This is a genomic window from Pseudomonas sp. GL_103, from assembly GCF_057835175.1.
The window spans coordinates 2,782,633-2,808,103 of sequence record NZ_CM174420.1; the positions used below are offsets into that span (position 1 = coordinate 2,782,633).

23 protein-coding genes are annotated in these 25,471 nt (G+C 60.6%); 5 read left to right on the forward strand and 18 right to left on the reverse strand.

The window, feature by feature from the left end; all coding sequences use genetic code 11:
• Nucleotides 1-109: 109 nt before the first annotated feature.
• Both AC3IP0_RS12715 and nudC read left to right on the forward strand, forming a co-directional pair.
• A complete protein-coding gene (locus AC3IP0_RS12715) occupies nucleotides 110-922 on the forward strand; it encodes a crotonase/enoyl-CoA hydratase family protein (protein ID WP_489319504.1) in 813 nt (270 codons plus the stop codon).
• A 6-nt stretch (nucleotides 923-928) separates the two neighbouring features.
• A complete protein-coding gene (nudC, locus tag AC3IP0_RS12720; RefSeq protein ID WP_489319505.1) occupies nucleotides 929-1,759 on the forward strand; it encodes an NAD(+) diphosphatase in 831 nt (276 codons plus the stop codon).
• Here the strand turns inward: nudC and AC3IP0_RS12725 are convergent.
• The 3 genes from AC3IP0_RS12725 to AC3IP0_RS12735 form a co-directional block, all read right to left on the reverse strand.
• Nucleotides 1,727-2,506 carry a TSUP family transporter gene (locus AC3IP0_RS12725; protein ID WP_056727498.1) on the reverse strand — a complete coding sequence of 260 codons (780 nt, stop codon included), beginning with the start codon at nucleotides 2,504-2,506 and terminating at the stop codon, nucleotides 1,727-1,729. The two genes, nudC and AC3IP0_RS12725, sit on opposite strands and share 33 nt — an antisense overlap.
• Nucleotides 2,507-2,696: 190 nt before the next feature.
• Nucleotides 2,697-3,173 (reverse strand): nuclear transport factor 2 family protein, encoded by a 477-nt coding sequence (locus AC3IP0_RS12730; RefSeq protein WP_489319506.1) that lies wholly within the window; start codon nucleotides 3,171-3,173, stop codon nucleotides 2,697-2,699.
• A gap of 55 nt (nucleotides 3,174-3,228) precedes the next feature.
• Nucleotides 3,229-3,792 (reverse strand): TetR/AcrR family transcriptional regulator, encoded by a 564-nt coding sequence (locus tag AC3IP0_RS12735; protein ID WP_489319507.1) that lies wholly within the window; start codon nucleotides 3,790-3,792, stop codon nucleotides 3,229-3,231.
• 216 nt (nucleotides 3,793-4,008) lie between these two features.
• On the opposite strand from AC3IP0_RS12735, the gene pssA reads away from it, so the two are divergent.
• A complete protein-coding gene (pssA, locus tag AC3IP0_RS12740) occupies nucleotides 4,009-5,352 on the forward strand; it encodes a CDP-diacylglycerol--serine O-phosphatidyltransferase (protein WP_489319508.1) in 1,344 nt (447 codons plus the stop codon).
• Between the two features lie 721 nt (nucleotides 5,353-6,073).
• Nucleotides 6,074-7,090 carry an AraC family transcriptional regulator gene (locus tag AC3IP0_RS12745; RefSeq protein ID WP_150724318.1) on the forward strand — a complete coding sequence of 339 codons (1,017 nt, stop codon included), beginning with the start codon at nucleotides 6,074-6,076 and terminating at the stop codon, nucleotides 7,088-7,090.
• Nucleotides 7,091-7,125: 35 nt separating this feature from the next.
• Here AC3IP0_RS12745 and AC3IP0_RS12750 read toward each other — a convergent pair whose 3' ends face one another.
• The 12 genes from AC3IP0_RS12750 to arnB all read right to left on the reverse strand — a co-directional run bounded on the left by AC3IP0_RS12750 (nucleotide 7,126) and on the right by arnB (nucleotide 20,297).
• The gene (locus tag AC3IP0_RS12750) at nucleotides 7,126-7,596 is read right to left on the reverse strand and encodes an LEA/WHy family protein (protein ID WP_489319509.1); all 471 of its coding nucleotides are present in this window, start codon (nucleotides 7,594-7,596) and stop codon (nucleotides 7,126-7,128) included.
• Nucleotides 7,597-7,652: 56 nt separating this feature from the next.
• Nucleotides 7,653-9,125, reverse strand: a complete 1,473-nt coding sequence (locus AC3IP0_RS12755; protein WP_489319510.1) for a nucleobase:cation symporter-2 family protein — start codon at nucleotides 9,123-9,125, stop codon at nucleotides 7,653-7,655.
• 97 nt (nucleotides 9,126-9,222) lie between these two features.
• On the reverse strand, nucleotides 9,223-9,930 hold the full coding sequence (locus AC3IP0_RS12760; protein ID WP_489319511.1) for an HPP family protein: 708 nt from the start codon (nucleotides 9,928-9,930) through the stop codon (nucleotides 9,223-9,225).
• A 160-nt stretch (nucleotides 9,931-10,090) separates the two neighbouring features.
• On the reverse strand, nucleotides 10,091-11,269 hold the full coding sequence (locus AC3IP0_RS12765) for an MFS transporter (RefSeq protein WP_489319512.1): 1,179 nt from the start codon (nucleotides 11,267-11,269) through the stop codon (nucleotides 10,091-10,093).
• A 215-nt stretch (nucleotides 11,270-11,484) separates the two neighbouring features.
• Nucleotides 11,485-12,864, reverse strand: a complete 1,380-nt coding sequence (locus AC3IP0_RS12770) for a UDP-glucose dehydrogenase family protein (protein ID WP_489319513.1) — start codon at nucleotides 12,862-12,864, stop codon at nucleotides 11,485-11,487.
• The gene (gene arnF, locus AC3IP0_RS12775; RefSeq protein ID WP_489319514.1) at nucleotides 12,861-13,262 is read right to left on the reverse strand and encodes a 4-amino-4-deoxy-L-arabinose-phosphoundecaprenol flippase subunit ArnF; all 402 of its coding nucleotides are present in this window, start codon (nucleotides 13,260-13,262) and stop codon (nucleotides 12,861-12,863) included. Before arnF ends, AC3IP0_RS12770 begins: the two co-directional genes overlap by 4 nt.
• A complete protein-coding gene (arnE, locus tag AC3IP0_RS12780; RefSeq protein ID WP_489319515.1) occupies nucleotides 13,259-13,603 on the reverse strand; it encodes a 4-amino-4-deoxy-L-arabinose-phosphoundecaprenol flippase subunit ArnE in 345 nt (114 codons plus the stop codon). The genes arnF and arnE overlap by 4 nt, the downstream gene beginning before the upstream one ends.
• Entirely contained in the window at nucleotides 13,600-15,249 is a 1,650-nt protein-coding gene (arnT, locus tag AC3IP0_RS12785; RefSeq protein WP_489327561.1) for a lipid IV(A) 4-amino-4-deoxy-L-arabinosyltransferase, read from the reverse strand. The genes arnE and arnT overlap by 4 nt, the downstream gene beginning before the upstream one ends.
• On the reverse strand, nucleotides 15,246-16,130 hold the full coding sequence (arnD, locus tag AC3IP0_RS12790) for a 4-deoxy-4-formamido-L-arabinose-phosphoundecaprenol deformylase (RefSeq protein ID WP_489319765.1): 885 nt from the start codon (nucleotides 16,128-16,130) through the stop codon (nucleotides 15,246-15,248). Before arnD ends, arnT begins: the two co-directional genes overlap by 4 nt.
• Nucleotides 16,130-18,136 carry a bifunctional UDP-4-amino-4-deoxy-L-arabinose formyltransferase/UDP-glucuronic acid oxidase ArnA gene (gene arnA, locus AC3IP0_RS12795; RefSeq protein ID WP_489319517.1) on the reverse strand — a complete coding sequence of 669 codons (2,007 nt, stop codon included), beginning with the start codon at nucleotides 18,134-18,136 and terminating at the stop codon, nucleotides 16,130-16,132. Before arnA ends, arnD begins: the two co-directional genes overlap by 1 nt.
• On the reverse strand, nucleotides 18,133-19,152 hold the full coding sequence (arnC, locus tag AC3IP0_RS12800; RefSeq protein WP_489319518.1) for an undecaprenyl-phosphate 4-deoxy-4-formamido-L-arabinose transferase: 1,020 nt from the start codon (nucleotides 19,150-19,152) through the stop codon (nucleotides 18,133-18,135). Before arnC ends, arnA begins: the two co-directional genes overlap by 4 nt.
• Nucleotides 19,149-20,297 carry a UDP-4-amino-4-deoxy-L-arabinose aminotransferase gene (gene arnB, locus AC3IP0_RS12805; RefSeq protein WP_489319519.1) on the reverse strand — a complete coding sequence of 383 codons (1,149 nt, stop codon included), beginning with the start codon at nucleotides 20,295-20,297 and terminating at the stop codon, nucleotides 19,149-19,151. Before arnB ends, arnC begins: the two co-directional genes overlap by 4 nt.
• Nucleotides 20,298-20,684: 387 nt before the next feature.
• Here arnB and AC3IP0_RS12810 point away from each other — a divergent pair, with 387 nt between their 5' ends.
• Entirely contained in the window at nucleotides 20,685-21,623 is a 939-nt protein-coding gene (locus AC3IP0_RS12810; RefSeq protein ID WP_489319520.1) for a site-specific integrase, read from the forward strand.
• 4 nt (nucleotides 21,624-21,627) lie between these two features.
• On the opposite strand, the gene AC3IP0_RS12815 is transcribed toward AC3IP0_RS12810, so the two are convergent.
• The 3 genes from AC3IP0_RS12815 to AC3IP0_RS12825 are packed head-to-tail and all read right to left on the reverse strand — an operon-like array spanning nucleotide 21,628 to nucleotide 25,310.
• Nucleotides 21,628-22,698: an ABC transporter ATP-binding protein gene (locus AC3IP0_RS12815; RefSeq protein WP_489327563.1), complete on the reverse strand. Its 1,071-nt coding sequence runs from the start codon at nucleotides 22,696-22,698 to the stop codon at nucleotides 21,628-21,630.
• Nucleotides 22,695-24,293, reverse strand: a complete 1,599-nt coding sequence (locus tag AC3IP0_RS12820; protein WP_489327565.1) for an ABC transporter permease — start codon at nucleotides 24,291-24,293, stop codon at nucleotides 22,695-22,697. The genes AC3IP0_RS12815 and AC3IP0_RS12820 overlap by 4 nt, the downstream gene beginning before the upstream one ends.
• Before the next feature lie 3 nt (nucleotides 24,294-24,296).
• Complete coding sequence (locus AC3IP0_RS12825; RefSeq protein ID WP_489319523.1) at nucleotides 24,297-25,310, reverse strand: iron ABC transporter substrate-binding protein; 1,014 nt, start codon at nucleotides 25,308-25,310, stop codon at nucleotides 24,297-24,299.
• Nucleotides 25,311-25,471: the final 161 nt, after the last annotated feature.

Genomic DNA, 25,471 nt, shown 5'->3' on the forward strand with positions numbered 1-25,471 from the left:
GTGGTGCGCGCTTTTGAGTCCCGCATTTGGCCGAACCGCTGCCTTACTGCCCACCTTGGTGCCTTGTTATAGTTCGGGCCTCATTTTTGCCCGCAAAAGGATCATTGGCATGTCTCAGTACACTGCGTTCAACGTCGAACTGGTGGATAAAATCGCCCATGTGCAGATCAACCGTCCGGAGAAGATCAACTCGATGAACGCGGCGTTCTGGAGCGAGATCGTCGAGATCTTCCAGTGGATCGACGACACCGATGAAGTGCGGGTGGTGGTCCTCAGCGGGGCAGGAAAGCATTTCTCCTCGGGTATCGACCTGATGATGCTGGCCGGTGTGGCCAATGAACTGGGCAAGGACGTGGGCCGCAATGCGCGCCTGTTGCGGCGCAAGATCCTCAACTTGCAAGCCTCGTTCAATGCCGTCGATAGCTGCCGCAAACCGGTGCTTGCGGCCATTCAGGGTTACTGCCTTGGGGGGGCCATCGACCTGATTGCTGCGTGCGACATGCGTTATGCCGCCGAGGGTGCACAGTTCTCGATCAAGGAAATCGACATCGGCATGGCTGCCGACGTTGGCACGTTGCAACGCTTGCCGCGGATCATCGGTGACGGCATGCTGCGCGAACTGGCTTACACTGGTCGCACGTTTGGCGCCGACGAAGCGCGGAGCATGGGCCTGGTCAATCGCGTCTACAGCGACAACGCCAGCCTGCTCGACGGCGTCATGGGCATTGCCTACACAATTGCCAGCAAGTCGCCGATTGCCGTCACCGGCACCAAGGAGATGATCAGCTACATGCGTGACCATCGCATCGATGACGGCCTCGAATACATCGCCACCTGGAACGCCGCCATGCTGCAATCCACCGATCTGCGCGTGGCCATGGCCGCCCATATGAGCAAACAGAAACCCGAATTTCTGGATTGATTAACCATGATTCCTCGCTGGACCACCGCAGTACTGGACACCGATCAACCCGGCGGCTGGGCCATCGCGCGCAGCCCCGAAGGCTTTCTGTTCGATGACAATGGCGCACTGTTCGCGCGCGAATGGCTGAAGCGCCAGGACCTGTCGATTCTTGCCGAACATGGCATCGGTCATCTTGATGGCGAGCCGGTCTATCTGCTGGAATTGCGTAGTCACAGCGAGTTGCCGGGTTGCAACTGGAAAGGCCTGCGGGCGTTCATGCTCGAAGGCGACCACACGCTCTACAAGGTGCTCGGTTACGCCGCACAGATCGGCACCTGGGCCCGTGAACATCGCTTTTGCGGCAATTGCGGTCAGGCCATGACCCAGGTGCCGCGCGAACGGGCGATGTATTGCCAACCGTGCGATCTGCGCAGCTACCCACGGATTTCGCCGAGCATGATCGTACTGGTCACTCGAGGCGATGAAGTGCTGTTGGCACGCTCGCCGCGTTTTGTCAGCGGTGTCTACAGCACATTGGCGGGGTTTGCCGAACCAGGCGAATCGGCCGAGGACTGCCTGATTCGCGAGGTTCGTGAAGAGGTGAGCATCGAGGTCAGGAACATCCAGTACATGGGCAGCCAGTGCTGGCCGTTCCCGCACTCGATGATGCTCGGCTTTCACGCCGAATATGCCGGTGGCGAGATCGTCTGTCAGGAAGACGAGATCGAGGACGCCCAGTGGTTCAACGTGCACGAGCTGCCGCCGTTGCCGGCGTCACGCTCGATTGCCCGTTACCTGATCGACGTCTACGTGGCCCGGCGTTTAGGCCACGCTGAACCAGTGCTGCCAGGCTAGGCGCACGGTCAGGCCCAGCACCACGGTGATGAACACCGGACGAATGAATTTCGCGCCGCCGCTGATGGCGGTGCGGGCGCCGAAGAAGGCGCCGACCATCAATGACGAGCCCATGCACAGGCCGATGACCCAGTCCACCTGACCGGAAAAGATGAAGATCGACAGCGCCGCCGCGTTGCTGACGAAGTTCATGCTGCGCGCCACGCCGCTGGCCTTCACCAGGTCGATGGGGTAGAGCAGCAGGCTGCTCACGGTCCAGAACGCGCCCGTACCCGGACCGGCCACGCCGTCATAGAAGCCGAGGCTGAAGCCCTGGGTCGACTGCCACTTTTTCTTGATCGGTGCGTTGCTGTCCAGCGGCGCTTTCGGCGTGCCGCCAAACAAGAGATAGACACCGCAAGCGAAGACGATCACCGGCAGCATTTTGTTCAGCCATTCCGCCGGCAGGTAATGGGCGACCACGGCACCGGTCAGCGCACCGACCAGGGTGCCGACGATGGCGTGCACCCATTGTGCGGGGTGGAACAGCTTGCGCCGGTAGAAGGTGAAACTGGCAATCGCCGAGCCGAAGGTCGAACTGAGCTTGTTGGTGCCCAGCACCAGGTGCGGTGGCAGGCCGGCGGTCAACAAGGCCGGAGTGGTCAACAGCCCACCGCCACCGGCGATGGCGTCGATGAAACCGGCAACAAAAGCGACAAGGGCCAGGATGGCCAGGGTGGAGAGGTCAACGCTGAGTTCGAAAGGCATGGGATCGGCTTATTCGGCGGGTGCAGAAAGAGGCTGCGGGGAAGGGCAGCATCTTAACCACCTGCACAACACAAAACCATTGTGGGAGCGGGCTTGCTCGCGAAGAGGCCGTCAGATTCAGCATAAATGCTGGCTGACACACCGCTTTCGCGAGCAAGCCCGCTCCCACAGGGTTTAGCGTGAAGCTGAATTACAAGCCAAGACCCGAAAGCCCCGGATGATCGTCAGGCCGACGCCCCAGCGGCCAGTGGAACTTGCGCTCGCTTTCCTTGATCGGCATGTCGTTGATGCAGGCGAAGCGGCGGGCCATCAGGCCGTCCTCGTTGAACTCCCAGTTTTCGTTGCCGTAGGAGCGGAACCAGTTGCCCGAGTCGTCGTGCCATTCATAGGCATAACGCACGGCGATGCGATTGTCGGTAAATGCCCAGAGCTCCTTGATCAGCCGGTAGTTCAGCTCCTTGGCCCATTTGCGAGTCAGGAAACCCTTGGCCTCTTCGCGGTTGTGGGCGAACTCGGCGCGGTTGCGCCATTGGGTGTCCAGGGTGTAGGCCAGGGACACACGCTCCGGGTCGCGAGAGTTCCAGCCGTCTTCAGCCAGGCGAACTTTTTCAATGGCCGATTCACGGGTGAAAGGGGGTAATGGCGGACGAACTTCGGCATTAGACATTTAAAGTCTCCGTATCAAGTTAATGTTCAAACAATTGTCGAGCTTGATCAGGTTGCTACAGGTCCAATAACTTTCGCGCCATGCATTGCGCATTATCGGCGGCACTGTGATCACCCATTACAAGCGCCACGGTAATGGCACCGTCGATCAGGATCAGCAGCTGTCTGGCCAGCAGCTGCGGATCCTCGGCGCCATGTTCGGTACACAGCTCGCACAGGTAGTCGAGCAGCTTCTGTTTATGCTCTTTGGCGACCAGGCGCACCGGGTCCTGCGGGTCGCCGGTTTCACCGCTGGTGTTGATGAAAGCGCAGCCGCGGAAACCTTCGCAGGCGAACCACGATTTGAGTACGGTAAACAGGTTGAGCAGTCGCTCGGCCGGGGTTTGTGCCTGGCCGACTGCGCTTCTGTACCAGTGCATCCAGCGCTGGTCGCGGCGTTGCAGGGCGGCCACCACCAGATCGTCCTTGTTGGCGAAGTAGCGGTAGATGCTTTTTCTGGAGACGCCGGCGGTTTTCACCAGAAGATCCATGCCAGTGGCGGCTATGCCACTTTTGTAGATCAACTTTTCGGTGACATCCAGAATGATGTCGCGTGTGTCATTGCTAGTGATTTCGTTCATGTGGCAAACAGTAGAATGATCGTTCTCCTTGGTCAAGTGAATATTTTTGCTGCCCGCGCAAATGCCATCGCGAGCAGGCTCGCTCCCACAATTGAAATACGGTCCCCTGTGGGAGCGGGCTTGCTCGCGAAGAGGACATTACAGACAGTAACAAGACCCGAACCTTTGCATGGTGTAAGCTCACGGGTTCTTCGGATTCGACCCATTGCGAGCCCTATGCCGTCGTTTTTCAAACGCTCCCTGCTGCCCAAGTTGCGCAGTTTTCCGCTGACGGCCGATGCCGTTGGCGTCCTCTCCGGCGCTGCCGAATTCCGTCGTTGCCTGCTGGAGAAAATCGCCAGCGCGACCCGGCGCATTTACATCGTTGCGCTGTACCTGCAACAGGATGAAGCCGGCCAGGAAATTCTCGATGCCTTGCACGCGGCCAAACTGGCGCGTCCGGAACTGGACGTGGTGGTGGTCGTCGACTGGCTGCGCGCCCAACGCGGCCTGATCGGTGCCGGCAAGCAACCGGGCAACTCTGCCTGGTATCAGGAAATAACCCGCACCCATGCCAGCGATGTGCCGATCTACGGCGTCCCGGTACAAACCCGCGAACTGTTCGGTGTGTTGCACCTTAAAGGCTTCGTGATCGATGACTGCGTGCTCTATAGCGGCGCGAGCCTGAACAACGTCTATCTGCACAAGTTCGACAAGTACCGCTACGACCGCTATCACCTGCTGCACAATCGTGAACTGGCCGATTCGATGCAGCACCTGGTGCAGCACGGCCTGGTGGCGTCCAAGGCGGTGCACCGCCTCGACCTGCCGAACCTGCCGACCACCCGCAGCCTGCGCAATGACATCGGTGACTTGCGCAGCCGTCTAAAGCACGCGGCATACGACACCACGCAGGGCACTACCGAAAGGACCGGTTTGTCCGTCAGCCCGCTGCTCGGCGTCGGCAAGAACAATCCGCTGAACCGGGTGATCTGCGAACTGATCGCCAGTGCCCAGCAGCAACTGACCATTTGCACTCCGTACTTCAACCTGCCGCTGGCGATCATCCGCGAGATCAACCGCGCGCTGGCCCGTGGGGTGAAGATCGACATTGTGGTTGGTGACAAGACGGCCAACGACTTCTACATTCCGCCGAGCGAACCGTTCCGGGTCATTTCGGCGCTGCCGTACCTGTACGAAATCAGCTTGCGCCGGTTTGCCAAGCGTCATCAGCGCAACATCGACAGCGGGCAGTTGAACCTGCACCTGTGGCGTGATGGTGACAACACCTACCACCTCAAGGGCATGTGGATCGACGGGCGCTATACCTTGCTGACCGGCAACAACCTCAACCCGCGGGCGTTTCGACTCGATCTGGAAAACGCCTTGTTGATCGATGATCCCCATGGCGAACTGCTGGAGCCGCGTCGCAAAGAGCTGGCAGAGATCTTCCAGCACACCCGGCGAATCGAGCATTTCCAGAACCTGGAAACCCTGGCCGAATACCCGGCGGGCGTGGCCAAGTTCCTCAAACGCGTGAGTCGCGTGCGGATCGAGCGGTTGCTCTATCGCATTCTGTAAACCCGGTGGGTCTCAGAAAAGCAATCGCGAGCAAGCTCGCTCCCACAGGTGATCGGGGTCGAACACAACATTGTGGCCGACCACAAACCCTGTGGGAGCGAGCTTGCTCGCGAAAGCGGCCTGTCAGTCGATCAAATACACCACAGACGAACGAACCCAACAAACAGGCCGGCCGGTAGGCCGCCTCGAGCGCTGTTGCGGTACGCGCCCCCTCGTGAGGCCGAGCGCAGGTTCTGCGTAGTGGGCAACCCGGCATGGATGCCGGGTTAGCCACCCCCGGCCATGGATGGCCGATGGCGGCGGGCCCACGGAGCAGTACCGGAGCGAGGGCATGCCGAGCCACAGCGAGGCACCGAATGTCAGGGGCAAGAGCGTTTGGTTACTTTGCGCTTTTCAAAGTGACCCGCCGTAAAGGCGGAACCCTAAGTCGCCGTTACCGCAGAAACGGATATGTACACCCTCAAAAATCCATGTCGCCTGCCACACAGCCATCGCGAGCAAGCTCGCTCCCACAGGAATCCGGGCTGTTCACAGCATTTGTGAACGACGCAGATCCAGTGTGGGAGCGGGCTTGCTCGCGAAGGCGTTTTCACTTTCAGTACATCAGCGACTGACACACTGCTTTCGCGAGCAAGCCCGCTCCCACAAGGGATCTGCGTTGAGGTAGCGGTTTCGGCTAATATGCCCCCCACTCGAACAAGAACAGGGCTTGCCGCGATCCATGTCGGAAAAAGACACCATCTCCATTCAACTGGTGCGTGAAGCACTGTTGCAAAGCTGCGCGCCAGGCATCGCCACGGATGAGGTGTTGAGCAAGGTTGGCATCGACCCGCAACTGCTGGGCAGCACCGACGCCCGTGTTCCGGCCACGGCCTATGCGCGCCTGTGGCGGTTGCTGGCACGGCGCGGGGACGATGAGTTCTTTGGCATGGACCCGCGCAAACTCAAATCCGGCAGCTTTGCGTTCCTGTGTCGCAGCGCGATGCTCCAGCCCAACGTGGCGGCGGGAGTGGCCAGCGGACTGGGGTTTCTGTCGTTGATCCTCGAACACCTGCCGGCGCAGTTGGTGCGCCAGCAAAGCCTGGCGGAAATCGTCCTGCTGGAGGACGACAAGGACCCGCGCCGGGCCTTCACCTATTTCACCTATTGGATGATCGTGCACGGTGTTGCCTGCTGGCTGGCAGGGCGGCGGATTCCGATCCTGGCCATTGAACTGCGCTGTTCGAAGCCGGATTTCTGCGATGACTATCAGGTGATGTTTTCCGAGAACCTGCGCTTCGACCGCCCGCGCACGCGGATGATTTTCTCCGCCGATTGCCTGGACCTGCCCATCAAGCGCAGCCCTGAAGAACTCGAGCGATTCCTGGCCCGTGCGCCGGCGAACATTCTGGTGAAGTACCGCGATCCGCAGAGCCTGGCCAGCCGCATCAAACACGATCTGCGCCACCTGCCGGCCGAACACTGGCCGGAAACCGAAGCCCTGGCGCAACGCCTGTGCATGTCGGCTTCAACCTTGCGCCGCCGACTGGCCGAAGAAGGACAAACCTACCAAGGCCTCAAGGACGGCGTACGCAAGGAGCTGGCGATTGTCTGGCTGGCCGAGCCGGCGATCAGCTTCAGCGAAATCGCCACGCGGCTGGGGTTCGCTGACGTCAGCTCGTTCTACAAGGCGTTTCGCAAATGGTCGGGGTCAAATCCGGGGCATTACCGCAGCCTGATTCTCAATGACACCGAGTGAATTCAGCGGCGCAATAGCCATTTCTTCGCAGGCGTTTAACGGCTGCCAGTGGTCGGTCCTGGCAGATTGAGCGTGCCACTGTCGACGAAACGCATCGTGTTGAACACCCCACCCGAAAGCTTGCCGCGCAGGACGTAGGGCATGTTGTTGAGCGTTTTCATCTGGCTGATGCCATAGGTCTGGCGGATCACCGAAAACGCCGAAACGCTGACCGGCACGCTCACGACTATGTCGGAAAAACGCCCGATCGTACCCCTCTCATCGGTGACGCCGGAAGCGAAGGGCTGGCCGTTGATGTCCAGGTCCAGGGCGACGCCGCTGTAGGTAAGGGTGGTGTCATTGGGGTTCTGCACGCGGATTCTCACGGCAAAGCGCACTTCCATGCCCTCGCCTTGCAAGGGCTCGACACCCACGACGTTGATTCTCAACGGGTCTCGATTGGGCAGCGAGGAACAGGCGCTCAGGCAGAGCAGGAGGGAAATCAGGACTGCGTGGAGGCTGCGCATGGACGTGCTCTCATCTGAAAAGGCTGAACCGCCAGCGGCTCAGCCCTTGAGCCCGTCTAGTGGTTCGACTGTGCGACCACCGCAGCCTTTGCGGTTTCATCCCTGGCGGTCACATCGGGGTTCTGCATGACCTGAAGCACGGAGGCCTCCGGATCGAATTCGTCTTCTTCCAGTTCGATGAATTCCTCGGGCAGGAAGATATTAAGAACGATAGCGCACAGCGCACCGACAGTGATGGGCGATTCGAAAATGTTGTGCAGTGCCTTGGGCAGTTCCCGCAAGACTTCCGGCACGGCGGCCACGCCCAGGCCCATGCCGACGGAAATCGCCACGATCAGCATGTTGCGCCGATGCAGGCCGGCCTCGGCGAGAATCTTGATCCCGGCCACCGCGACGGTGCCGAACATCACCAGTTCCGCGCCACCCAGCACCGGTTTCGGCATCAGTTGCAGTACCGCGCCGATCATCGGGAACAGGCCAAGCACCACCAGCAATCCGGCAATGAAAAACGCCACGTAGCGGCTGGCCACGCCGGTGAGCTGGATCACCCCGTTGTTCTGGGCGAAGGTCACCATCGGCATGCTGTTGAACACCGCGGCCATGGCCGAGTTGAGGCCATCGGCGAGCAGGCCGGACTTGATCCGGCGAATGTACACCGGGCCTTTGACCGGTTGCCGGGAGATCATCGAGTTGGCCGTGAGGTCGCCGGCGGCCTCTAGCGGCGACACGAGGAAAATCACCGCCACCGGAATGAACGCCACCCAATCGAAGGAGAACCCGTACTTGAACGGTACCGGTACGCTCATCAGCGGTACTTCGGGCAGGCTGTTGAAATCGACCTGGCCCATGAGCCATGCCACCCCGTAGCCCAGGGTCAGGCCGATGACAATCGCCCCCAGGCGCAGAAACGGCACGTCCACCCGGTTCAACACTACTATGGTGCCCAGCACCAGCGCCGCCAGGGCCAGGTGACTGGCCGCCCCCAGATCCGGGGCGCCGAAGCCGCCAGCGATGTCGGTCATCGCCACCTTGATCAGCGACAAGCCCATCAGCGTGATGATCGTGCCGGTCACCACCGGGGTGATCAGCATGCGCAGTTTGCCGATGAACTGGCTCAACACCACCTCGATGAACGCGGCAAAAAAGCACACGCCGAAGATGGTCGAGAGAATCTCATCGGTACCGCCGCCCCGGGCCTTGACCATGAAGCCGGCGCTGAGAATCACACTGATGAACGAGAAACTGGTGCCTTGCAGGCACAACAGGCCCGAGCCCACCGGACCGAAGCGCCGCGCCTGCACGAAGGTGCCCAGGCCGGAAACGAACAGCGCCATGCTGATCAGGTAGGGAATTTCGCTTTGCAGGCCCAGGGCACTGCCCATGATCAGCGTCGGGGTGATGATGCCGACGAAACTTGCCAGCACGTGTTGCAGGGCGGCGAAGACGGTGGCGGTCAGATGCGGGCGGTCATCGAGGCCGTAGATCAGGTCGCTGTGGCGTGGAGCAGGGGCTTTTTCGGAGGCGGTCATGGTGGTTTGCGTGCCAGAAGGCGGGCCGGGTCAGAAAATGGAGGCGCAGGATGCCAGAACCGCCCGGCCACGGCAAAAGAACCTCCAAATCAGCGACTTACAGCCGTGGGGCAAGCACCTCGCCAACGCTGCGGCGTTTGGCGTGCAGTTGGCTGGCCTGGATCAACTGTTCGAGGTCTTCGGGCGTGACGTCATAGAACGCTTCCATGTCGGCCAACGCCAGTTTCAGGTCTTCGGCGGTGATGGCCTGACGGTCGACCGGCGGATGATCGGCAGGAATCCTGGCCACCGGTTCGCTGGCACTCTTGGGGTAACGAACGCGGGTCAGGTTGTTGTAGGCCAGGGCGCAGAGCAGCATCGTCGCCGCGCTGAGCATCACCGGTCCGATGGCTCTCCAGTCCATGGCAATGGTTGCCGGATCGGCCAGCACCAGGGTCAGGGCCAATGCACCGGCCGGTGGATGCAGGCACCGCAGCCAGCACATCAGGATCAACGCCATGCCCGCCGCGAGGCAAGCGCTACCCAGGGTTCGGCCCAATACATGGGCTACCAGCAAGGCAATCACCCCGGCGCTCAAGTAACCGCCGAGAATCGACCAGGGCTGGGCGAGCGCGCCCGAAGACACGGCAAACAACAGCACCGCCGAGGCCCCCAGCGGGCCGATCAGGTGCTGGGCCACCTCGATGCTAAACACTTGGCTACTGAGCCACACGCTCATCAGTGTCCCCAAGGCCATGCCGATGGCGGCACGGCTCCATTCGGTGGGGCGGGTATTGATGGCGGCGGGCAACCAGCGAGCAAGCATTCTGAGAAAAACTCCGGCAGAAAAAATCCATGCAAAAAAAAGGCTTAGCTGGGGAACCCAGAAAGCCCTTGAAGTTGTTCCAACTGTTGGGGGAGGAACGCGCACAGTGTGCCGTTCAATCCAGCTACTGACAAATTCATATTAATGAGCTTTCAGTGCATTAATTTTGCTTTAAAACGCCCCGTCGGCCGCTTGTGTAGCACAGCAAACCACCAAGGGCCGCGAGTGTACTCAAGGCATAAAACATCGTCGGCGCCGGGGTGTGCATCAACATGAAGCCGCAAATCACCGGGCTCAACGCACCGCCAAGGGCCGCAAGGTTTTGCGCGCCGTAGTAGCTGCCGCGCAGTTCTTCCGGCGCCAGGGTGTCGACGAAAAGAAACTCGGCCGGGTAAATGATGATTTCACCGAGGGTGAAGACAAACATCGCCACGCACCAGCTCACCAGGCTGTCCGCCAGGCTGAAGCCGATCAGCCCGAGGATGAACAGGCCGGTGCCGGCCACGATCCATTGGCGCAGTTGCTCGCGCTTGAGAAAACGCCCGATCTGGTATTGCAGCAGGATCACACTGATGGCATTGCAGGCGAGCAGGGCGGCCATGATTTCCATGGTGTGCTGGGGATTGCTGGTCACCAGCAGGTACTGCGACAGGTAAAAGGTAAATCGCCCGTGCACCACGGTGCTGAGCAGGCAACCGGCGGTGAACAGGATCAGGGTACGGTCGTTTTTCAGGGTGATCAGGGTTTTGAGGAAACTCTGCGCCTGGCCGCTGACAGGCGAGCGCGCCGGGTCCTTCGCGATCCCGGTCATCAGGAAAATACTGAAAAAGGCGATGGCCGCAGCGATCAGGAAGGGTGCACTGGCAAAGGCCCCGGCAATCAGCACTCCGAGCATCGGCCCGACGGCGTAGCCAATGTTGGTCAGCGTATAACTCAAGGAAAACGCCTTGGCGCGCTGGCCCACCGGGAGGTTGTCGCTGAGGATCGCTTTCGAACCGATGAGGAACAGCGATGAAGCAGTTTCGGTGACGATCAGGGTGATGGTAGTCAGGTAGAGGTTTTCAGCAAAGGTCAGCAACACCAGGCCGACAGCGCTGGACGCCATCGAAAGAATCAGCAACCGGCGTTTTTCGAATCGATCGATGATGTAGCCACCATACAGGGAGAGCAGGGTGGCGATGAACACTGCAATGCCGAGCAGCAAGCCAACGTCCTGCTGGTTGAGGCCAAGCTTGTCGCTGACGAACAGTGTGAGCAACGGGCTGGTGATCGCGCGGCTGACGACGATGGTCAGCGAGCAGACCAGCAGGCGGCGGATGAGGGGGGAGTAGCTGGTCACGGGGTGAATGTCCTTATTCGATAGGGCCGGCATCAGCCTGATCGTGAGCGCTACTCTAGCAGTCGGACACTCGGTCGTTGCTACGGGATTTTCTTGAGGTGCAGCAGCACGAAGTCATTCTTGTCGAAGCGCCCGCTGAGCACTGGCGGCAATGCGCCAACAGCCGTGCACACCCGGCGCGAGGGACTGTTGGCGGATGTGAGGGAACATGGTGTTCAGGCGACCACTGACTCGGCAAACCATTGCTGGTACGGAATCGGCAATTTGCTCGACTCGCCCCGGCCGATCGGGAAGTAGGTGAAACCGATGCGTGCCAGACGGTCCTTGTCGTACAGGTTGCGGCCGTCGAAGATCACCGGTGTGTTGAGCCGCTGCTGGATCAGCTGGAAGTCCGGTGCCTTGAACTGTTGCCATTCGGTGCAGATGATCAGTGCATCGGCGCCGGACAAGACCGACTCGGGCGTACCCATGAGCATCAGCTTCGATTCATCGGGATACAGCTTCTGGGTTTCCTGCATGGCTTCCGGATCGAACGCACGGACATTCGCCCCGGCGGCCCACAAGGATTCGAGCAACACCCGGCTCGGCGCATCGCGCATGTCGTCGGTGTTTGGCTTGAATGCCAGGCCCCACAAGGCAAAGGTCCTGCCATGCAAGTCGCCCTTGTAGAACGCGTTGATGCGCTCGAACAGTTTGTATTTCTGCCGCTCGTTGATGGCTTCCACCGCTTGCAGCAGGTCACTGGAGCAATGGGCCTCCTCGGCGCTGTGGATCAGGGCGCGCATGTCCTTGGGGAAACATGAGCCACCGTAGCCGCAACCGGGATAGATGAAGTGATAGCCGATGCGGGAGTCGGCGCCGATGCCCAGGCGTATCGATTCGATGTCGGCACCCAGGTGTTCGGCCAGCTCGGCGATCTGGTTGATGAAGCTGATCTTGGTCGCCAGCATGCAGTTGGCGGCGTACTTGGTCAGCTCGGCGCTGCGCAGGTCCATGAACATGATGCGTTCATGGTTGCGGTTGAAGGGCGAGTACAGGTCACGCATCACGTCACGCACTTCTTCGCGTTCACAGCCGATGACGATACGGTCCGGGCGTCGGCAGTCGGCCACGGCCGAACCTTCTTTCAAGAACTCCGGGTTGGAGACGATATCGAACTGCAATACGCGCCCGGTGCTGAGCAGGCATTTGTCGATGTGTGCACGCAAAGTATCGCCGGTGCCGACCGGGACGGTGGATTTTTCCACCAGGATCGCCGGTTGCTCGCGATGACGGGCCACGGCGTCGCCCACCGACATCACGTAGCGCAAGTCCGCCGAGCCGTCGTCCCGGGACGGAGTGCCGACCGCGATGAACAGCACCTGTCCGTGCTGGACGGCGAATTTTTCGTCGCTGGTGAACTGCAACCTCCTGGCGTCAAGACCTTCGCGTACCAGGCTGGCCAGCCCGGGTTCGAATATGCTCACGTGGCCCTGTTGGAGCAGTTCGACTTTATTCTCGTCAACGTCCATGCAGACCACATCGTGGCCGACTTCCGCCAATACCGCTGCCTGCACCAGGCCGACATAACCGCTACCAAACACACTTATTTTCATGGGGCACTCCTTGATTCGGGCGCGCGAGCAGGTCGAGAATTGATGGTAATGACGCCGAGGATGACCAATGCCACGCCAAGGCTTTTTGCAAGGCTGAACGTTTCGTTGAACAGCGGCAGGCTGGCGGCCAGCAGGTACACCAAGGCGTAGCTGATGCTCAGCAACGAGTAGGCACGGCCCAGGGGCAAGTCCCGCAGAGCGGCGAGCCAGCAGAGCATCGACAGGGCGTAGGCGAAGATGGCCAGGAGCACCACGGCAACGGCTGTCAGGTCGACAGGAGTGCTGAGCCATTGTTCGGGTTGTGGCAGGTGACTCATGCTCCAGCGCATGCCCAGTTGGGCGGCGCTGACCAGCAAAACACTGCCCAGGGCGAAGGTGATGCCGCGACTCAGGTTCATGCGTGTTGCCCCAGCAATGCCACGCCGCCGATCACCAGCGCCACACCCAGCCAGTGGCGGCGGTCGATGGTTTCGTGGAACACGAAACGCGCCACCAGGGTGATCAGCACGAAGTTCAGGCTCAGCATCGGGTAGGCAATCCCGACTTCCATACGTTGCAGTACCAGCAACCACACAAGCAGACCCAGGCCCAAAGAGGCCAGGGCCAGCCAAAGCCAGGGCGAGCGCAGTTTGTCCGTCCACCCGGAAGGTTGGCCGCGCCAGCTTTCTACCGCAGATTTCTGGGCGATCTGGCCCAGGCAGGTCAGCAGGCAGGCCACCAGTAGCAATAGCAGGCTCATGGTGCCGCCTGAGGAATAATCAAAATCACCAGATTGCCTTGTTCATACCGCTTGCCCTCCTTGGGCAACTGTTCAAGTTCGCGCAGCTCTTCTTCGCCCTTGACCCGCATGACCACCCCCACCGAGCCTTGCTGACGGGCGTCGCGCATCCACTGTTGCACCTGATCGGAGTCGACGCGTTGCTTAAGCGAGTCAGGATAGGCAAGGCCATATTTCAATTCGCCTATCGTGTTGAAAAAAGCCACTTGCGGCCGCTTCACCCGCCACGACAACGCCGACGCGGCGCCCAGGTCGTTGCTCAACAATTTGGCACTCTGGCCAAGTTCCTGGGCGTGATCGAGGATGAATTGGTCAGGGGTCTTATTGGCGACTACGGAGTTGGGCAGTCCGGCGGGCAGCACGGCGGCGAGCAACAGGCTGCCAAAAGCCGGGGCCGCCCAGCACTGCAACGGGCGGAAGGCCTGCAGCAGGTTGGCCATGATCCAGCCGATCAAGCCGATGAACACCAACACCAGGTTGTGCAGTTCATGATCGTAAATCGGCTTTTTCAGTTGCAGATAAACCAGGGTCAGCAGGGTGACCACACCCACCAACAGGTTGAGCAGGCCGTTGATGCCCAGGACGCGACCTTGCTCCAGCTTCAATCGGTCAGCCAGTGCATGGCCGAGCAACAACGCCAGGGGCAGCAGGCACGGCAGGATGTAGGCCGGCAACTTGCCCTTGCTCAGGCTGAAGAAGAACAGCGGCATCCACAGCCACAGCAGCAGGAACCCGATACTGGACTGGCGGCGGGTCTGCCAGGCTTGCTTGAGCGCGGGTGGCAGCAAGGCAACCCACGGCATGCTGAACCCCACCAGCAGCGGCAGGTAGTACCACCATGGCGCGTCATGCTGGGCATCGTCCCCGGCAAAACGGCGGATGTGCTCGTGCCAGAAGAAGAATCGCCAGTAGTCGGGCTCCTGGGCGTGTACTGCCAGTGCCCACGGCAGGCTGACGACGATGGCGACCACGACCGCCACGGGGCCGTAGACCAGCAGTTCACGCCAGCGTTTTTGCCAGATCACCCAGGGCAGGGCGATCAGCACCGGCAGTAACCAGGCCAGGAAGCCCTTGGTCATGAAGCCCATGCCGCAAGCCAGGCCCAACACCGCCCACGCTATCAGGCGTTGTCCACGGCTCGTGCTGTCGAGCGCGAACCATAACCCCACCAGGCTCAGGTTGACCCAGAAGGTGAATTGCGGATCGAGGTTGGCATACCCCGCCATAGCCGCAATGATGGTGAAGCTCATGAAGATCACGGCGCAGGCGAAACTCTTGCGCGGCTCGTTCCACATCCGGCGGGCGACCAGATAGCACAGCAGTACACCCAGAGCGGTGCTCAGTGCCGAGGCAAAGCGCACCCCGAAGAGGTTCTGGCCGAACAGCGCCTGCCCGGTGGCAATCATCCAGTAGCCAGCCGCGGGTTTTTCGAAATAGCGCACGTCCATGAAATGCGGCGACACCCAGTTGCCGCTCAGGAGCATGCCCTGGCTGATCTGGGCGTAGCGGGTTTCATCGGGAATCCATAAGCCATGACTGCCCAAAGGCAGCAGGTACGCCAGCGCCATCATGGCCAGCAATAACGGCAAAGCCCAGCGTTTGCTCATGCGCCTTGCACTCCCAGCCAGCCTTCGCGACCTTCGAGCGCACCGCGTACCACGCGGCCGATCGGCAAACTCCCAGGGGCCTGGGGCAACAAGTCGCCCAAGGGTTGAAAACGAATGTCTCGCTGATGGGCATCGCTCAGCAGTTGACGGAAATCGTTGGCCATCAGAATCCCTTCTACCTCGGCATGGATCGTGTAGACATTGAGTTTTTCCGGGGTGAACCGGTCCAGGATGAATGTGTTGAAGTCCTTGGCGGCGACGGTCGGCCCGACCACTTCGTCGAAGGTCGGCAGGCCCACCGGGATTTGCGGCGTACCCAATTGCCCATTGGCCAGTCGCGGCTGGAACAGACTCTGGCCACGACAATCGCTGTTGTAGCGAAAGCCGAAGCCCTGCTTGGCTTCGATTACACGCTCGTCGGCACGCCAGCCAGCGGAGGCCGAGCAGGTGATCTTTTCCCCGAGAATGTCGTTGAGGGTGTCAACGCCACGGCGTATCTGCTCGACCAGTTGTGCGTCGCTCCAGCGCCCGGCATTGGCTTGCCAGCCGTGGTGATCCCAGGCGTGCAGGCCAACTTCATGCCCGGCATCCCGGGCCTGGCGCATCAAGTGCCCCAGGTCGCGGCCGATCGGTTTTCCAGGCCATGCGGTGCCGGCCAGCAGAATGTCCCAGCCATAAAGGCTGGCTGCGTTCGAGCGGAGCATTTTCCAGAGAAACCCTGGACGAATGAGACGCCACAAGTGGCGTCCCATGTTGTCCGGCCCGACACTGAAGAAGAACGTTGCCTTGACCTGAGCTTCATCAAGGGTTTCCAGCAGCCGGGGCACCCCGTCACGGGTACCCCGGAAGGTGTCGACATCGATCCGCAGTCCGGCCTGCATCAGCATGATTCTTCTGTAGGGCGCTCCGCGATTTCGAGCATGGCCTCGCGCAGGAAGAAGTCCAGGGTGTTGGCGATGGTTTCGCTCATCTCCACGGTTGGCGTCCAGTCCAGCAGGCGCTTGGCGTTGGCGATGCTTGGCTTGCGATGGGACACGTCCTGGTAACCGTTGCCGTAGAACGCCTTGCTTTCGATGTCGCGGAAACCGGCGAACGGAGGGAAGTTGGCCCGCAGCGGGTGAGCTTCGAACTGACGCAGCAGCTCTTCGCCCAACTGACGGATGCTGGCCTCGTTGTCCGGGTTGCCGATGTTGATGATCTGGCCGTTGCAGACATCGTTGTCGTTGTCGATGATCCGCGCCAGGGCTTCAACACCGTCGGCAATGTCGGTGAAGCAGCGTTTTTGCTCGCCGCCGTCGAACAGGCGAATCGGCGTACCTTCCACCAGGTTCAGGATCAACTGGGTAATGGCGCGGGAGCTGCCGATACGGGCAGAGTCCAGGCGGTCCAGGCGTGGGCCCATCCAGTTGAACGGACGGAACAGGGTGAAGTTCAGACCCTTCTGGCCGTAAGCCCAGATCACACGGTCCAGCAATTGCTTGGAGACCGAGTAGATCCAGCGCTGCTTGTTGATCGGGCCGACCACCAGGTTGGAGTTGTCTTCGTCGAAGTTAGGGTCCTGGCACATGCCATAGACTTCCGACGTCGAGGGGAAGATCACGCGCTTGTTGTACTTGACGCAGTAGCGAACCAGTTTCAGGTTCTCTTCGAAGTCCAGTTCGAATACCCGCAGCGGGTTGCGGGTGTATTCGATTGGCGTGGCGATGGCCACCAGCGGCAGCACCACGTCGCACTTCTTGATGTGATATTCGATCCACTCGGAGTGGATGCTGATGTCGCCTTCGACGAAGTGGAAATTCGGGTGGCTGCGCAGGCGGTCGATGGCGTCCGAACCGATATCCAGGCCGTAGACTTCGTAACGGTCGTCGCTCAGCAGGCGCTCGGACAAGTGGTTGCCGATGAAACCGTTGACGCCGAGGATCAGCACGCGGGTGCGCCGCGGGGCACGACCGGATTCGGCACCGCGCAGCACGGAACCGTCCACCAGACCCAGTTCGCTGGCCAGTTGCGGGCCGCTCAGGTACAGGCCGTTGTCGTTGCGCTGGCCGGCGTTGATGACCAGCGAGTCTTGACCGCAGGCGATGCGCAGCGGGTCGACGCTGATGACGCGGCCCGGTGCCAGGCCTTCGTTGCCCTTGGCGACTTCGGCGCTCCAGACAATCAGCTTGTGCTCGCCCACCGCGCAGAAGGCGCCCGGGTACGGCTGGGTAACCGCGCGGACGAGGTTGAACAGTTCTTCGGCCGGCCTGGCCCAGACCAGTTTGCCGTCAGCCGGGGTGCGACGGCCGAATACCGTGGCCCTGGATTCGTCTTGCGGTGTTTCGCTGGCCCTGCCTTGGAGCAGCGCCGGCAAGGTGTCGCGCAGCAGGTCAGAGGCCGCCGCGCGCAGTTTGACGTGCAGGCTCAGCGCCGTGTCGCTGCGCTCGATCGCAACCTTTTGCTGAGCAACGATGGCGCCCGCGTCGGCGCGCTTGACCATGCGGTGCAGGGTCACGCCGGTCTCGGTTTCGCCGTTGACCAGCACCCAGTTGGCCGGTGCGCGACCACGATAGCGCGGCAGCAGGGAGCCGTGCAGGTTGAACGCGCCTCTACGGGCCGTGGCCAGCAACTGCTCACTCAGCAGGTTGCGGTAGTAGAAGGAGAAAATGTAGTCGGGATCGAGCTTGGCGATACGCTCGATCCACAGGGGATGGTTGGCATCTTCCGGTGCATGCACGGCGATGCCGTGGCGGGCGCACAGTTGCGCGACGGAGCCGTAGAACGCGTTCTCCTTCGGATCGTCGGCGTGGGTGAACACCGCAGCGATCTCGAAACCGGAAGAGAGCAGGGATTCGATGCCGGCGCAGCCAATATCGTGATAGGCGAACACAACAGCTTTTGCACTCATGAAGGAACCTGATCTGAAGAAGTGGAAGTAAGGCCGTCGACGGTAACAACGGAAGCAGGGGCGGCGGGCTGGCTGCGCAGCACCTTTTCAATGAAGAAGCGCGGACGTGCGCGCACGTCGCTGTACATGCGGCCCAGGTATTCACCCAGCAGGCCCATGCCGATGAATTGCCCGCCGGTGAAGACGAACAGCACGGCGAACAGTACGAAGGTACCGCCACCGGCCCAGCCGGCGCCGAACACCAGGCGCAGCAGGATCAAGGCTATGGCGAACAACATGCCCAGGGTCGCCATGCCGACGCCGACGATGCTCAGCAGTCGCAGCGGCGTGGTGGTCATGCAGGTGACCAGGTCGAACATCAGGTTGATCAGGCGCATGGGGCTGTACCTGGAATCGCCGTGTTCACGCTCGGCGTGGGTCACGGGAATTTCCGTGGTATGGCGGGCAAAGCTGTTGGCCAGGATCGGAATGAAGGTGCTGCGTTCACGGCAGGCAAGCATGGCGTCGACAATGGTGCGTCGGTAGGCGCGCAGCATGCAGCCGTAGTCGCTCATGGCCACACCGGTGGAACGTTGCACGGCGAGGTTGATCAGCTTCGATGGCCAGCGGCGCAGGGCGGAGTCCTGGCGGTTGTTGCGCACCGTCGCGACGACGTCATAGCCAAGTTCGGCCTGTTCAATCAGACGCGGGATTTCTTCAGGCGGGTTTTGCAGGTCGGCATCCAGGGTGATGACGACATCGCCCTTGCACTGCTCGAAACCGGCCATGATCGCCGCATGCTGGCCGTAGTTGCGGTTGAGGATGACCGCCACTACAGGGCTGCCTTCGCGGGAGGCGGCATCTTCCAGGATCTGCGCAGAATCATCGCGGCTGCCGTCGTCGACCAGAACGATCTCGTAGGGATGGGTCAATTGCTGACACGCTGCTTCGGTGCGAAGAAGCAACTCTGGCAGGCTTTCCTGTTCGTTGTAGACCGGAATGACGATCGAAACGAAGTTGATTGGGTAAGGTCTCAAAGGCTTCTGTCCATACAGTTTTCAATGGCGCCGACGACGCGCTCGACATCATCGGCGGTCATGTCGGGGAACAACGGGATCGAACACAGCCGCGCCGAATTCCATTCGGTGGCGGGCAGGTACAGGTTGGGGAAACGTTGGCGGTAGTAGGTGTGCAGGTGCGTTGCAATAAAGTGAATGCCGGTACCGATATTCTGTTCCTGGAGGGCATTCATGAACGCTTCGCGATCAAGCCCGCACCGCTCGGCGTCGATACGCAGGATGAACAGGTGCCAGGCGTGTTTTTGCGAATGGGCGGGAACAGCCAGGGGCTGCACCGGCAAGCCTTCCAGACGCCGCAGGTAGGTCTGGGCCAGTTGAGTGCGCTTGGCATTGATCTCGTCCAGGCGTTCCAGTTGCACCAGCGCGATGGCCGCGTTGATGTCGGCCAGGTTGTACTTGAAGCCGGGTTCGACCACTTGGGCCTGGGGCTTGCGGCCGTGGGTCAGGCGGTCGTAGGCATCTACCCCGAGCCCGTGAAACTTGAGCATGCGCACCCGGGAGGCCAGGGCTTCATCGTCGCTGACGAACATGGCACCCTCGGCGCAAGTCATGTTCTTGATCGCGTGGAACGAAAAGATTGCCGTGCCTTTGGAGCCGACGTGACGACCTTTGTAGAAAGTGCCTGCGGCGTGGGCGGCGTCTTCGATCACGGCGATGCCGTGTTTGTCGGCCAGGGCGTAGAGAGGGTCGAGGTCGAATGCCGCACCGGCGTAATGCACCGGGATGATGGCTTTGGTGCGCGGCGTGATCGCAGCCTCGATAGTGGCCACGTCGGCCATCAGCGTGTCGCGGTCGACGTCGACGAACACCGGCGTGGCACCCAGCAGGGTGATCATGTTGGCGGTGGAAACCCAGGTCTGCGATGGCGTTATGATTTCATCGCCGGGACCGACACCCAATGCCAGCAGAGTGATATGCATCCCGCCGGTGGCCGAGGAAAGTGCCACGGCATGTCGGCAACCGACATAGTTGGCGAAGTGTTCTTCCAGTGCCTGGTTCTTCGGCCCGGTAGTGATCCACCCAGAGCGTAATACTTGCTCTACGGCTGCGATTTCCTCGTCGCCGATACTGGGACGGGAGAAAGGGAGAAACGCCTTACTCATGGGCAACTCATGGGCTGTAAACGTAAATAGCCTTTGAGGCTGAAAGAGATCCAGAAATCAGCCTGGACGCTAATAAAAACCTTAATAAAACAAATAGTTAACGTGACGAGGTAAAAGCTGCATCCGTTGACTTTTTTCGCCATGGGCGGCAGGTTGGACGTCTATCCGGGTTGCGCTGACCTTACAGAAGGTTATGCTCGATTTTGTGAAAGGAACATGAAAAAACGGTTGGGGAATCGTTTATCTGAAAGCTATTAAGCTGCTGTTCAGACTTCCGGCGTTTATGGTAGTTTTTGGGAAAAGTCCTACAGTTGTAATGTCTTTTGCATCATTGTTTTTTATTTATTAGTTGTTTCATTTAACTGTTTTCATTCAAGGCCGTTTCGTTTGATTGACTTATCTGTAACTGATTCACGCGCACCCCTCACCAATCCGCTCACCCTGTATCTGGCGCGACTGGCGCCCTCCAGCCAACTGACCATGCGTTATGTGCTGCAGGATGCCGCCGACCGCCTGGGCTTCGAAGACCACGATATCGAGGAAATTCCCTGGCACAATTTGCAGCCAGAGGACGTCATTGCGTTGGTGGCCACCTTGCGTTCGGACGGCTATGCACCGAACACCTCTTCGCTCTATGTCAACGCGGTGCGCGGGGTGATGAACGAAGCATGGCGCATGAGCCTGATCTCTCAGGAGCATCTGTTGAAGATGCGTACGGTGAAGGGGATGGCCGGTACACGACTGTCCCAGGGGCGCAATCTCAGGCGCACGCTGATCCAGGAACTGATGGCGGTCTGCGCTGCCGATCCGCGGCCGCAAGGCCTGCGGGATGCAGCGATCATCGGGATTTTGTACGGTTCCGGGATGCGCAAATCCGAATCGGTGAACCTGGAGCTTGACCAAGTCGATTTCACCGAGCGCAGCCTGCGGGTGACGGCCAAGGGCAACAAACAGTTGATCAAGTACGCCCCGGCCTGGGCCTTCGCAAAGCTTGAAGCCTGGCTCGAGCTGCGCCGTTCATTGCTCAAGGACGGTGAGTCGGACGACCCGTTTCTGTTCAACCGCATCCGCCGTGGCAGCCACATCACCCGCGAGCGCATCACCAAACATGCGATTTATTACATCGCCCGGCAACGGGGCGCGCAGGTCGGGGTGAAAATCATGCCCCATGACTTCCGGCGTTCATTCATCACCCGGGTGATCGAAGAGCATGACTTGTCGATTGCACAGAAGCTGGCGCACCACAGCAATATTCAGACCACGGCCAACTACGATGTGCGCGATGACAACGAGCGGCGTCGGGCGGTGGATCGATTCGATCTGTGAACGATCACACCTCGCTCAGTACATGGGCATGGCCAATGGTCGAGACCTGAACCGAGCTGCCGGCGGGTGGGGCATACATGCCTGAACTGCGCACCAGCAGTGATCGGCCCGACTGCTCGTTGCGGGTCAATGGCTGGAGCTCCACCGTCAGCGTGCAGGTGTTGCCGCTGAAGTCTCGATCGGTGACCACGGCCCGGCAACCGCTGGCTTCCGGGTCGCTGGGGAGGATGCTGGCCAGTTGCAGTTGTTCGGGACGCAGCATGATCTGCGCCGAACTGTTGTTGCGGTGGTTGTTGACCGGGATCCGCCCCAGGTCGCAATGGGCCCAACCGGCCTCGATACGTGCCGGCATCACTACGGCATCCCCCAGGAACAGCGCAGTCTGTTCGTCTTCGGGATAGCGGTAAAGGTCCAGCGGATGCCCGGACTGTACCAGTCGGCCATGACGCATCACCGCCAACTGGTCGGCGAACGACAGGGCTTCACTCTGGTCATGGGTGACCAGAATGGTGGTGACGCCCGCGTCCTCCAGCAGCCGCGCAACCATCTTGCGCATCGCGGCGCGCAATCCGGTATCGAGCGCCGAGAACGGCTCGTCCAGCAGCATCAGCCGTGGCTGTTGCGCCAGGGCTCGGGCCAGGGCCACGCGCTGTTGCTGGCCACCGGACAATTCATGGGGCCAGCGCCCGGCCATCTTCGCGTCCAGGGCCACGCTGTCCATCAGTTCGGCGACTCGCTGCCGTTTTTCAGTGCCCTTGATGGACAAACCGAAGCCGATGTTCGCCGCCACGGTCATGTGCGGGAACAGTGCGCCGTCCTGCGGCACATAGCCGATCAGGCGTTGATGGGCCGGCACTTCGTGGGTGCCGTCGACCAGGGTCTGGCCATTGAGCGACAGGCGTCCGGAATCGGGGAACTCGAAGCCGGCAATCATCCGCAGCAACGTGGTCTTGCCCGAGCCGGAAGGGCCGACGATGACGGTGCGACTGCCGCTGGGCACCGACAGGCTGACGTTGTCCAGGGCGCAATGGGCGCCATAGGACTTGTAGAGGGCATTCAATTCAAGAGTATTCATCGGCCAGCCGTTTTTTTCGATTGGTGATAAAGAAGTCCGGTCAACGGAAGCGACAGCACAACCATCAATAAGGCGTAGGGCGCAGCGGCTGCGTAATCGATTTCGCTGGTCAAGGCCCAGAACCCGATCGCCAGGGTCCGCGTGCCGTTCGGGGCCAGCAGCAGGGTGGCGGTCAATTCGTTGGTGATCGCCAGGAACACCAGCGCCGCACCGGCGGCAGCCCCCGGGGCGGCCAGGCGCAAGGTGATCAGCCACAGTGCCCGGGCCGGCGAGCGGCCAAGGCTGCGGGCCATGTTTTCCAGTTCCACCGGGGCCTGGGCAATGCCTGCGCGCAGGCTCACCAGGGCGCGAGGCAAGAACATCAACAGGTACGCCAGCAGGACGGTAAAGGTGGTCTGGTAGATCGGCCGGGCAAAGTGGATCGTGACGGTCACCAGCGCCAGCGCGACGATGATTCCAGGTAAGGAGCTGGTGATGTAGTTGCAGCTTTCCAGCACCCGTTGCAGTCGGCCGGGGTAGCGGATCGACAGCCAGGCAATCGGGATCGCCGCGCAGGTGGTCAGCGCCGCGCCGGCGATGCCGAGCAGCAGGGTTTGCTCCAGTGCGGGCAACAATTCGGCCATGTCCCAGACTTCCACACCGCCGGCGATGAGCCACTTGCCCAGGGTAATCAAGGGCACGCCCAAGGCCAGGGCGCAGGTCACGATTTGCAGCGTCAGCGAGAGCAGGGTGGAGGTCGGGTTCAGGCGCACGACCCGTTGCTCCCGGGCGCTTCCCGAACCGACTCGAGCGTAACGTGCGGAGCCCCGTGCCGCGGATTCGGCCGTCAACATCGCCAGGCAGCACAGCGCCAGCACACTGGCCAGCATGTGCGCAGCCGCACCGTTGAAGGTCGATTTGAACTGATCGAAGATCGCGGTGGTAAAGGTGTCGAAGCGGATCATGGCGTACAGGCCATATTCGGCCAGCAGGTGCAGGCCGACCAGCAAGGCGCCCCCGCAGATCGCCAGACGCAATTGCGGCAACACCACGCGGAAAAACACTTTCCAGGGTTTGAGCCCCATGGACTCGGCGACGTCTTCGATCGCCGGATCGAGCCGGCGCAAGGTGGCCGCTACCGGCAAATACAGAAACGGGAAGTAGGCGATGACCGAGACCAGGACGCCGGCAAACAAGCCGTGAATCGGTGGTACCAGGCTGACCCAGGCGTAGCTGTGAACGAACGCAGGCACCGCCAGCGGCGCGGTGGCCAGCAACGACCACCAGCGCCGCCCCGGCAGATTCGTGCGTTCCGTGAGCCACGCCAGCGTCACCCCCAGCGCCACGCATAAGGGAATCGTCAGCAGCACCAGCAACACGGTGTTGACCAGCAGTTCACCGACACGAGGTCGGAACACCAGGGTCACAACGGTTGACCAGCCGGTCTGCAGGGACACGCCAATAACGTAAGCGATCGGTAGCAGTGCCAGTAATGAAACCAGCACCGACAAACCGATCACCCATACACCGCCACGTCCCGCAAAGATTCCACGGGATCGTCGACGCAAATGTGCGGGTGTCGCCTCAGCGACCCCCGCAGGCAGGGTTTCTGGCATCAATTAGAGCAGTCCGGCCTGTGTCATCAGCTCCACGGCTTTTTTACTGTCGAGTTTTGAAGCATCGACAGTCGGCGCATCGAGTTGATTCAGAGGCACCAATTTAGGGTTGGATTCAGCGCCTTTGCCCACGGCGTATTCAAACGACTTGCCGTTCTTCAGGACAGTCTGGCCATCCTTGCCGGTAATGTATTTGAGAAACGCTTGGGCTTGTTCCTGGTGTTTGCTGGAGGCGAGGACGCCGCCGCCGGAGATGCTAACAAAAGCGCCGGGGTCTTTGTGCTTGAAATAGTGCAGGGCAGTGTTCTTGCTGTTTTCGCCCGTCTTGGACTGATCCACCAGGCTGTAATAGTGGTAGATCACGCCGCTGTCGATCTGCCCGGCATTCACCGCCTTGAGTACCGAACTGTTGCCGCGGTAGTTGGTGTAGTTGGTTTTCATCGCCTTGAGCCAATCCAGCGTGGCGGCTTCACCCTTTTGTTCGAGGATGGCCGCGACGATGGCCTGGAAGTCAGCACCACCCGGCGATGCACCCCAGCGACCCTTCCAGCTCGACGAAGCCAGGTCCATGATCGATTTCGGCAGGTCGGCTTCCGGCAGTTTGCTCGGGTTGTAGACGAACACCGTGGAGCGCGCGGCAATCCCGACCCATTTGCCGTGGGCCGGGCGGTAGGCGGAGTCAACCTGCTCCAGCGTGGCCTTATCGACAGGCGCAAACAGCCCGGCGTTGTCGACCAGGACCATGGCCGGGGAGTTCTCAGTCAGGAATACGTCCGCCGGAGAAGCCGCGCCTTCCTGCACGATCTGGTTGCCCATCTCGGTGTCATCGCCGTTGCGCAAGGTGACGGGAATACCGGTCTCCTGGGTAAAACCCTCGACCCAGGCCTTGGTCAGGCCTGCGTGTTGCGCGTTGTACACCACGATGCCGACGGAGTCAGCGGCATAGGCCTGGCCAGCGCTCAGCAAAGCGGTGGCCAGCAGGGCTTTTTTCAAGAACGAAGGGATTTTTGGAATCATTCTGCGGGCTGCTCCTGGTGCATTTTTTTGAAAGTCATGCGCATTCAAACGCCAGTTAACCAATGCGAATCATTTGCATGTTTTTGAAGTGCGGGAAATGTAGAGATCCAAATGAGAAAATAACGTCAAAAAAACCGTTAATACATGTAATTTTCATTCAG

Excerpts from the sequence above, each read along its gene's own strand:
- AC3IP0_RS12735 (WP_489319507.1), bottom strand. The coding sequence starts at position 3,792 with ATGAACGAAATCACTAGCAATGACACACGCGACATCATTCTGGATGTC.
- AC3IP0_RS12715 (WP_489319504.1), top strand. The coding sequence starts at position 110 with ATGTCTCAGTACACTGCGTTCAACGTCGAACTGGTGGATAAAATCGCC.
- arnA (WP_489319517.1), bottom strand. The coding sequence starts at position 18,136 with ATGAGTGCAAAAGCTGTTGTGTTCGCCTATCACGATATTGGCTGCGCC.
- arnF (WP_489319514.1), bottom strand. The coding sequence starts at position 13,262 with ATGAACCTGAGTCGCGGCATCACCTTCGCCCTGGGCAGTGTTTTGCTG.
- AC3IP0_RS12730 (WP_489319506.1), bottom strand. The coding sequence starts at position 3,173 with ATGTCTAATGCCGAAGTTCGTCCGCCATTACCCCCTTTCACCCGTGAA.
- arnT (WP_489327561.1), bottom strand. The coding sequence starts at position 15,249 with ATGAGCAAACGCTGGGCTTTGCCGTTATTGCTGGCCATGATGGCGCTG.
- AC3IP0_RS12815 (WP_489327563.1), bottom strand. The coding sequence starts at position 22,698 with ATGAATACTCTTGAATTGAATGCCCTCTACAAGTCCTATGGCGCCCAT.
- arnB (WP_489319519.1), bottom strand. The coding sequence starts at position 20,297 with ATGAGTAAGGCGTTTCTCCCTTTCTCCCGTCCCAGTATCGGCGACGAG.
- AC3IP0_RS12825 (WP_489319523.1), bottom strand. The coding sequence starts at position 25,310 with ATGATTCCAAAAATCCCTTCGTTCTTGAAAAAAGCCCTGCTGGCCACC.
- AC3IP0_RS12725 (WP_056727498.1), bottom strand. The coding sequence starts at position 2,506 with ATGCCTTTCGAACTCAGCGTTGACCTCTCCACCCTGGCCATCCTGGCC.
- AC3IP0_RS12745 (WP_150724318.1), top strand. The coding sequence starts at position 6,074 with ATGTCGGAAAAAGACACCATCTCCATTCAACTGGTGCGTGAAGCACTG.
- pssA (WP_489319508.1), top strand. The coding sequence starts at position 4,009 with ATGCCGTCGTTTTTCAAACGCTCCCTGCTGCCCAAGTTGCGCAGTTTT.
- AC3IP0_RS12770 (WP_489319513.1), bottom strand. The coding sequence starts at position 12,864 with ATGAAAATAAGTGTGTTTGGTAGCGGTTATGTCGGCCTGGTGCAGGCA.
- arnD (WP_489319765.1), bottom strand. The coding sequence starts at position 16,130 with ATGCAGGCCGGACTGCGGATCGATGTCGACACCTTCCGGGGTACCCGT.
- AC3IP0_RS12760 (WP_489319511.1), bottom strand. The coding sequence starts at position 9,930 with ATGCTTGCTCGCTGGTTGCCCGCCGCCATCAATACCCGCCCCACCGAA.
- AC3IP0_RS12755 (WP_489319510.1), bottom strand. The coding sequence starts at position 9,125 with ATGACCGCCTCCGAAAAAGCCCCTGCTCCACGCCACAGCGACCTGATC.
- nudC (WP_489319505.1), top strand. The coding sequence starts at position 929 with ATGATTCCTCGCTGGACCACCGCAGTACTGGACACCGATCAACCCGGC.
- arnE (WP_489319515.1), bottom strand. The coding sequence starts at position 13,603 with ATGAGCCTGCTATTGCTACTGGTGGCCTGCCTGCTGACCTGCCTGGGC.
- AC3IP0_RS12750 (WP_489319509.1), bottom strand. The coding sequence starts at position 7,596 with ATGCGCAGCCTCCACGCAGTCCTGATTTCCCTCCTGCTCTGCCTGAGC.
- AC3IP0_RS12820 (WP_489327565.1), bottom strand. The coding sequence starts at position 24,293 with ATGCCAGAAACCCTGCCTGCGGGGGTCGCTGAGGCGACACCCGCACAT.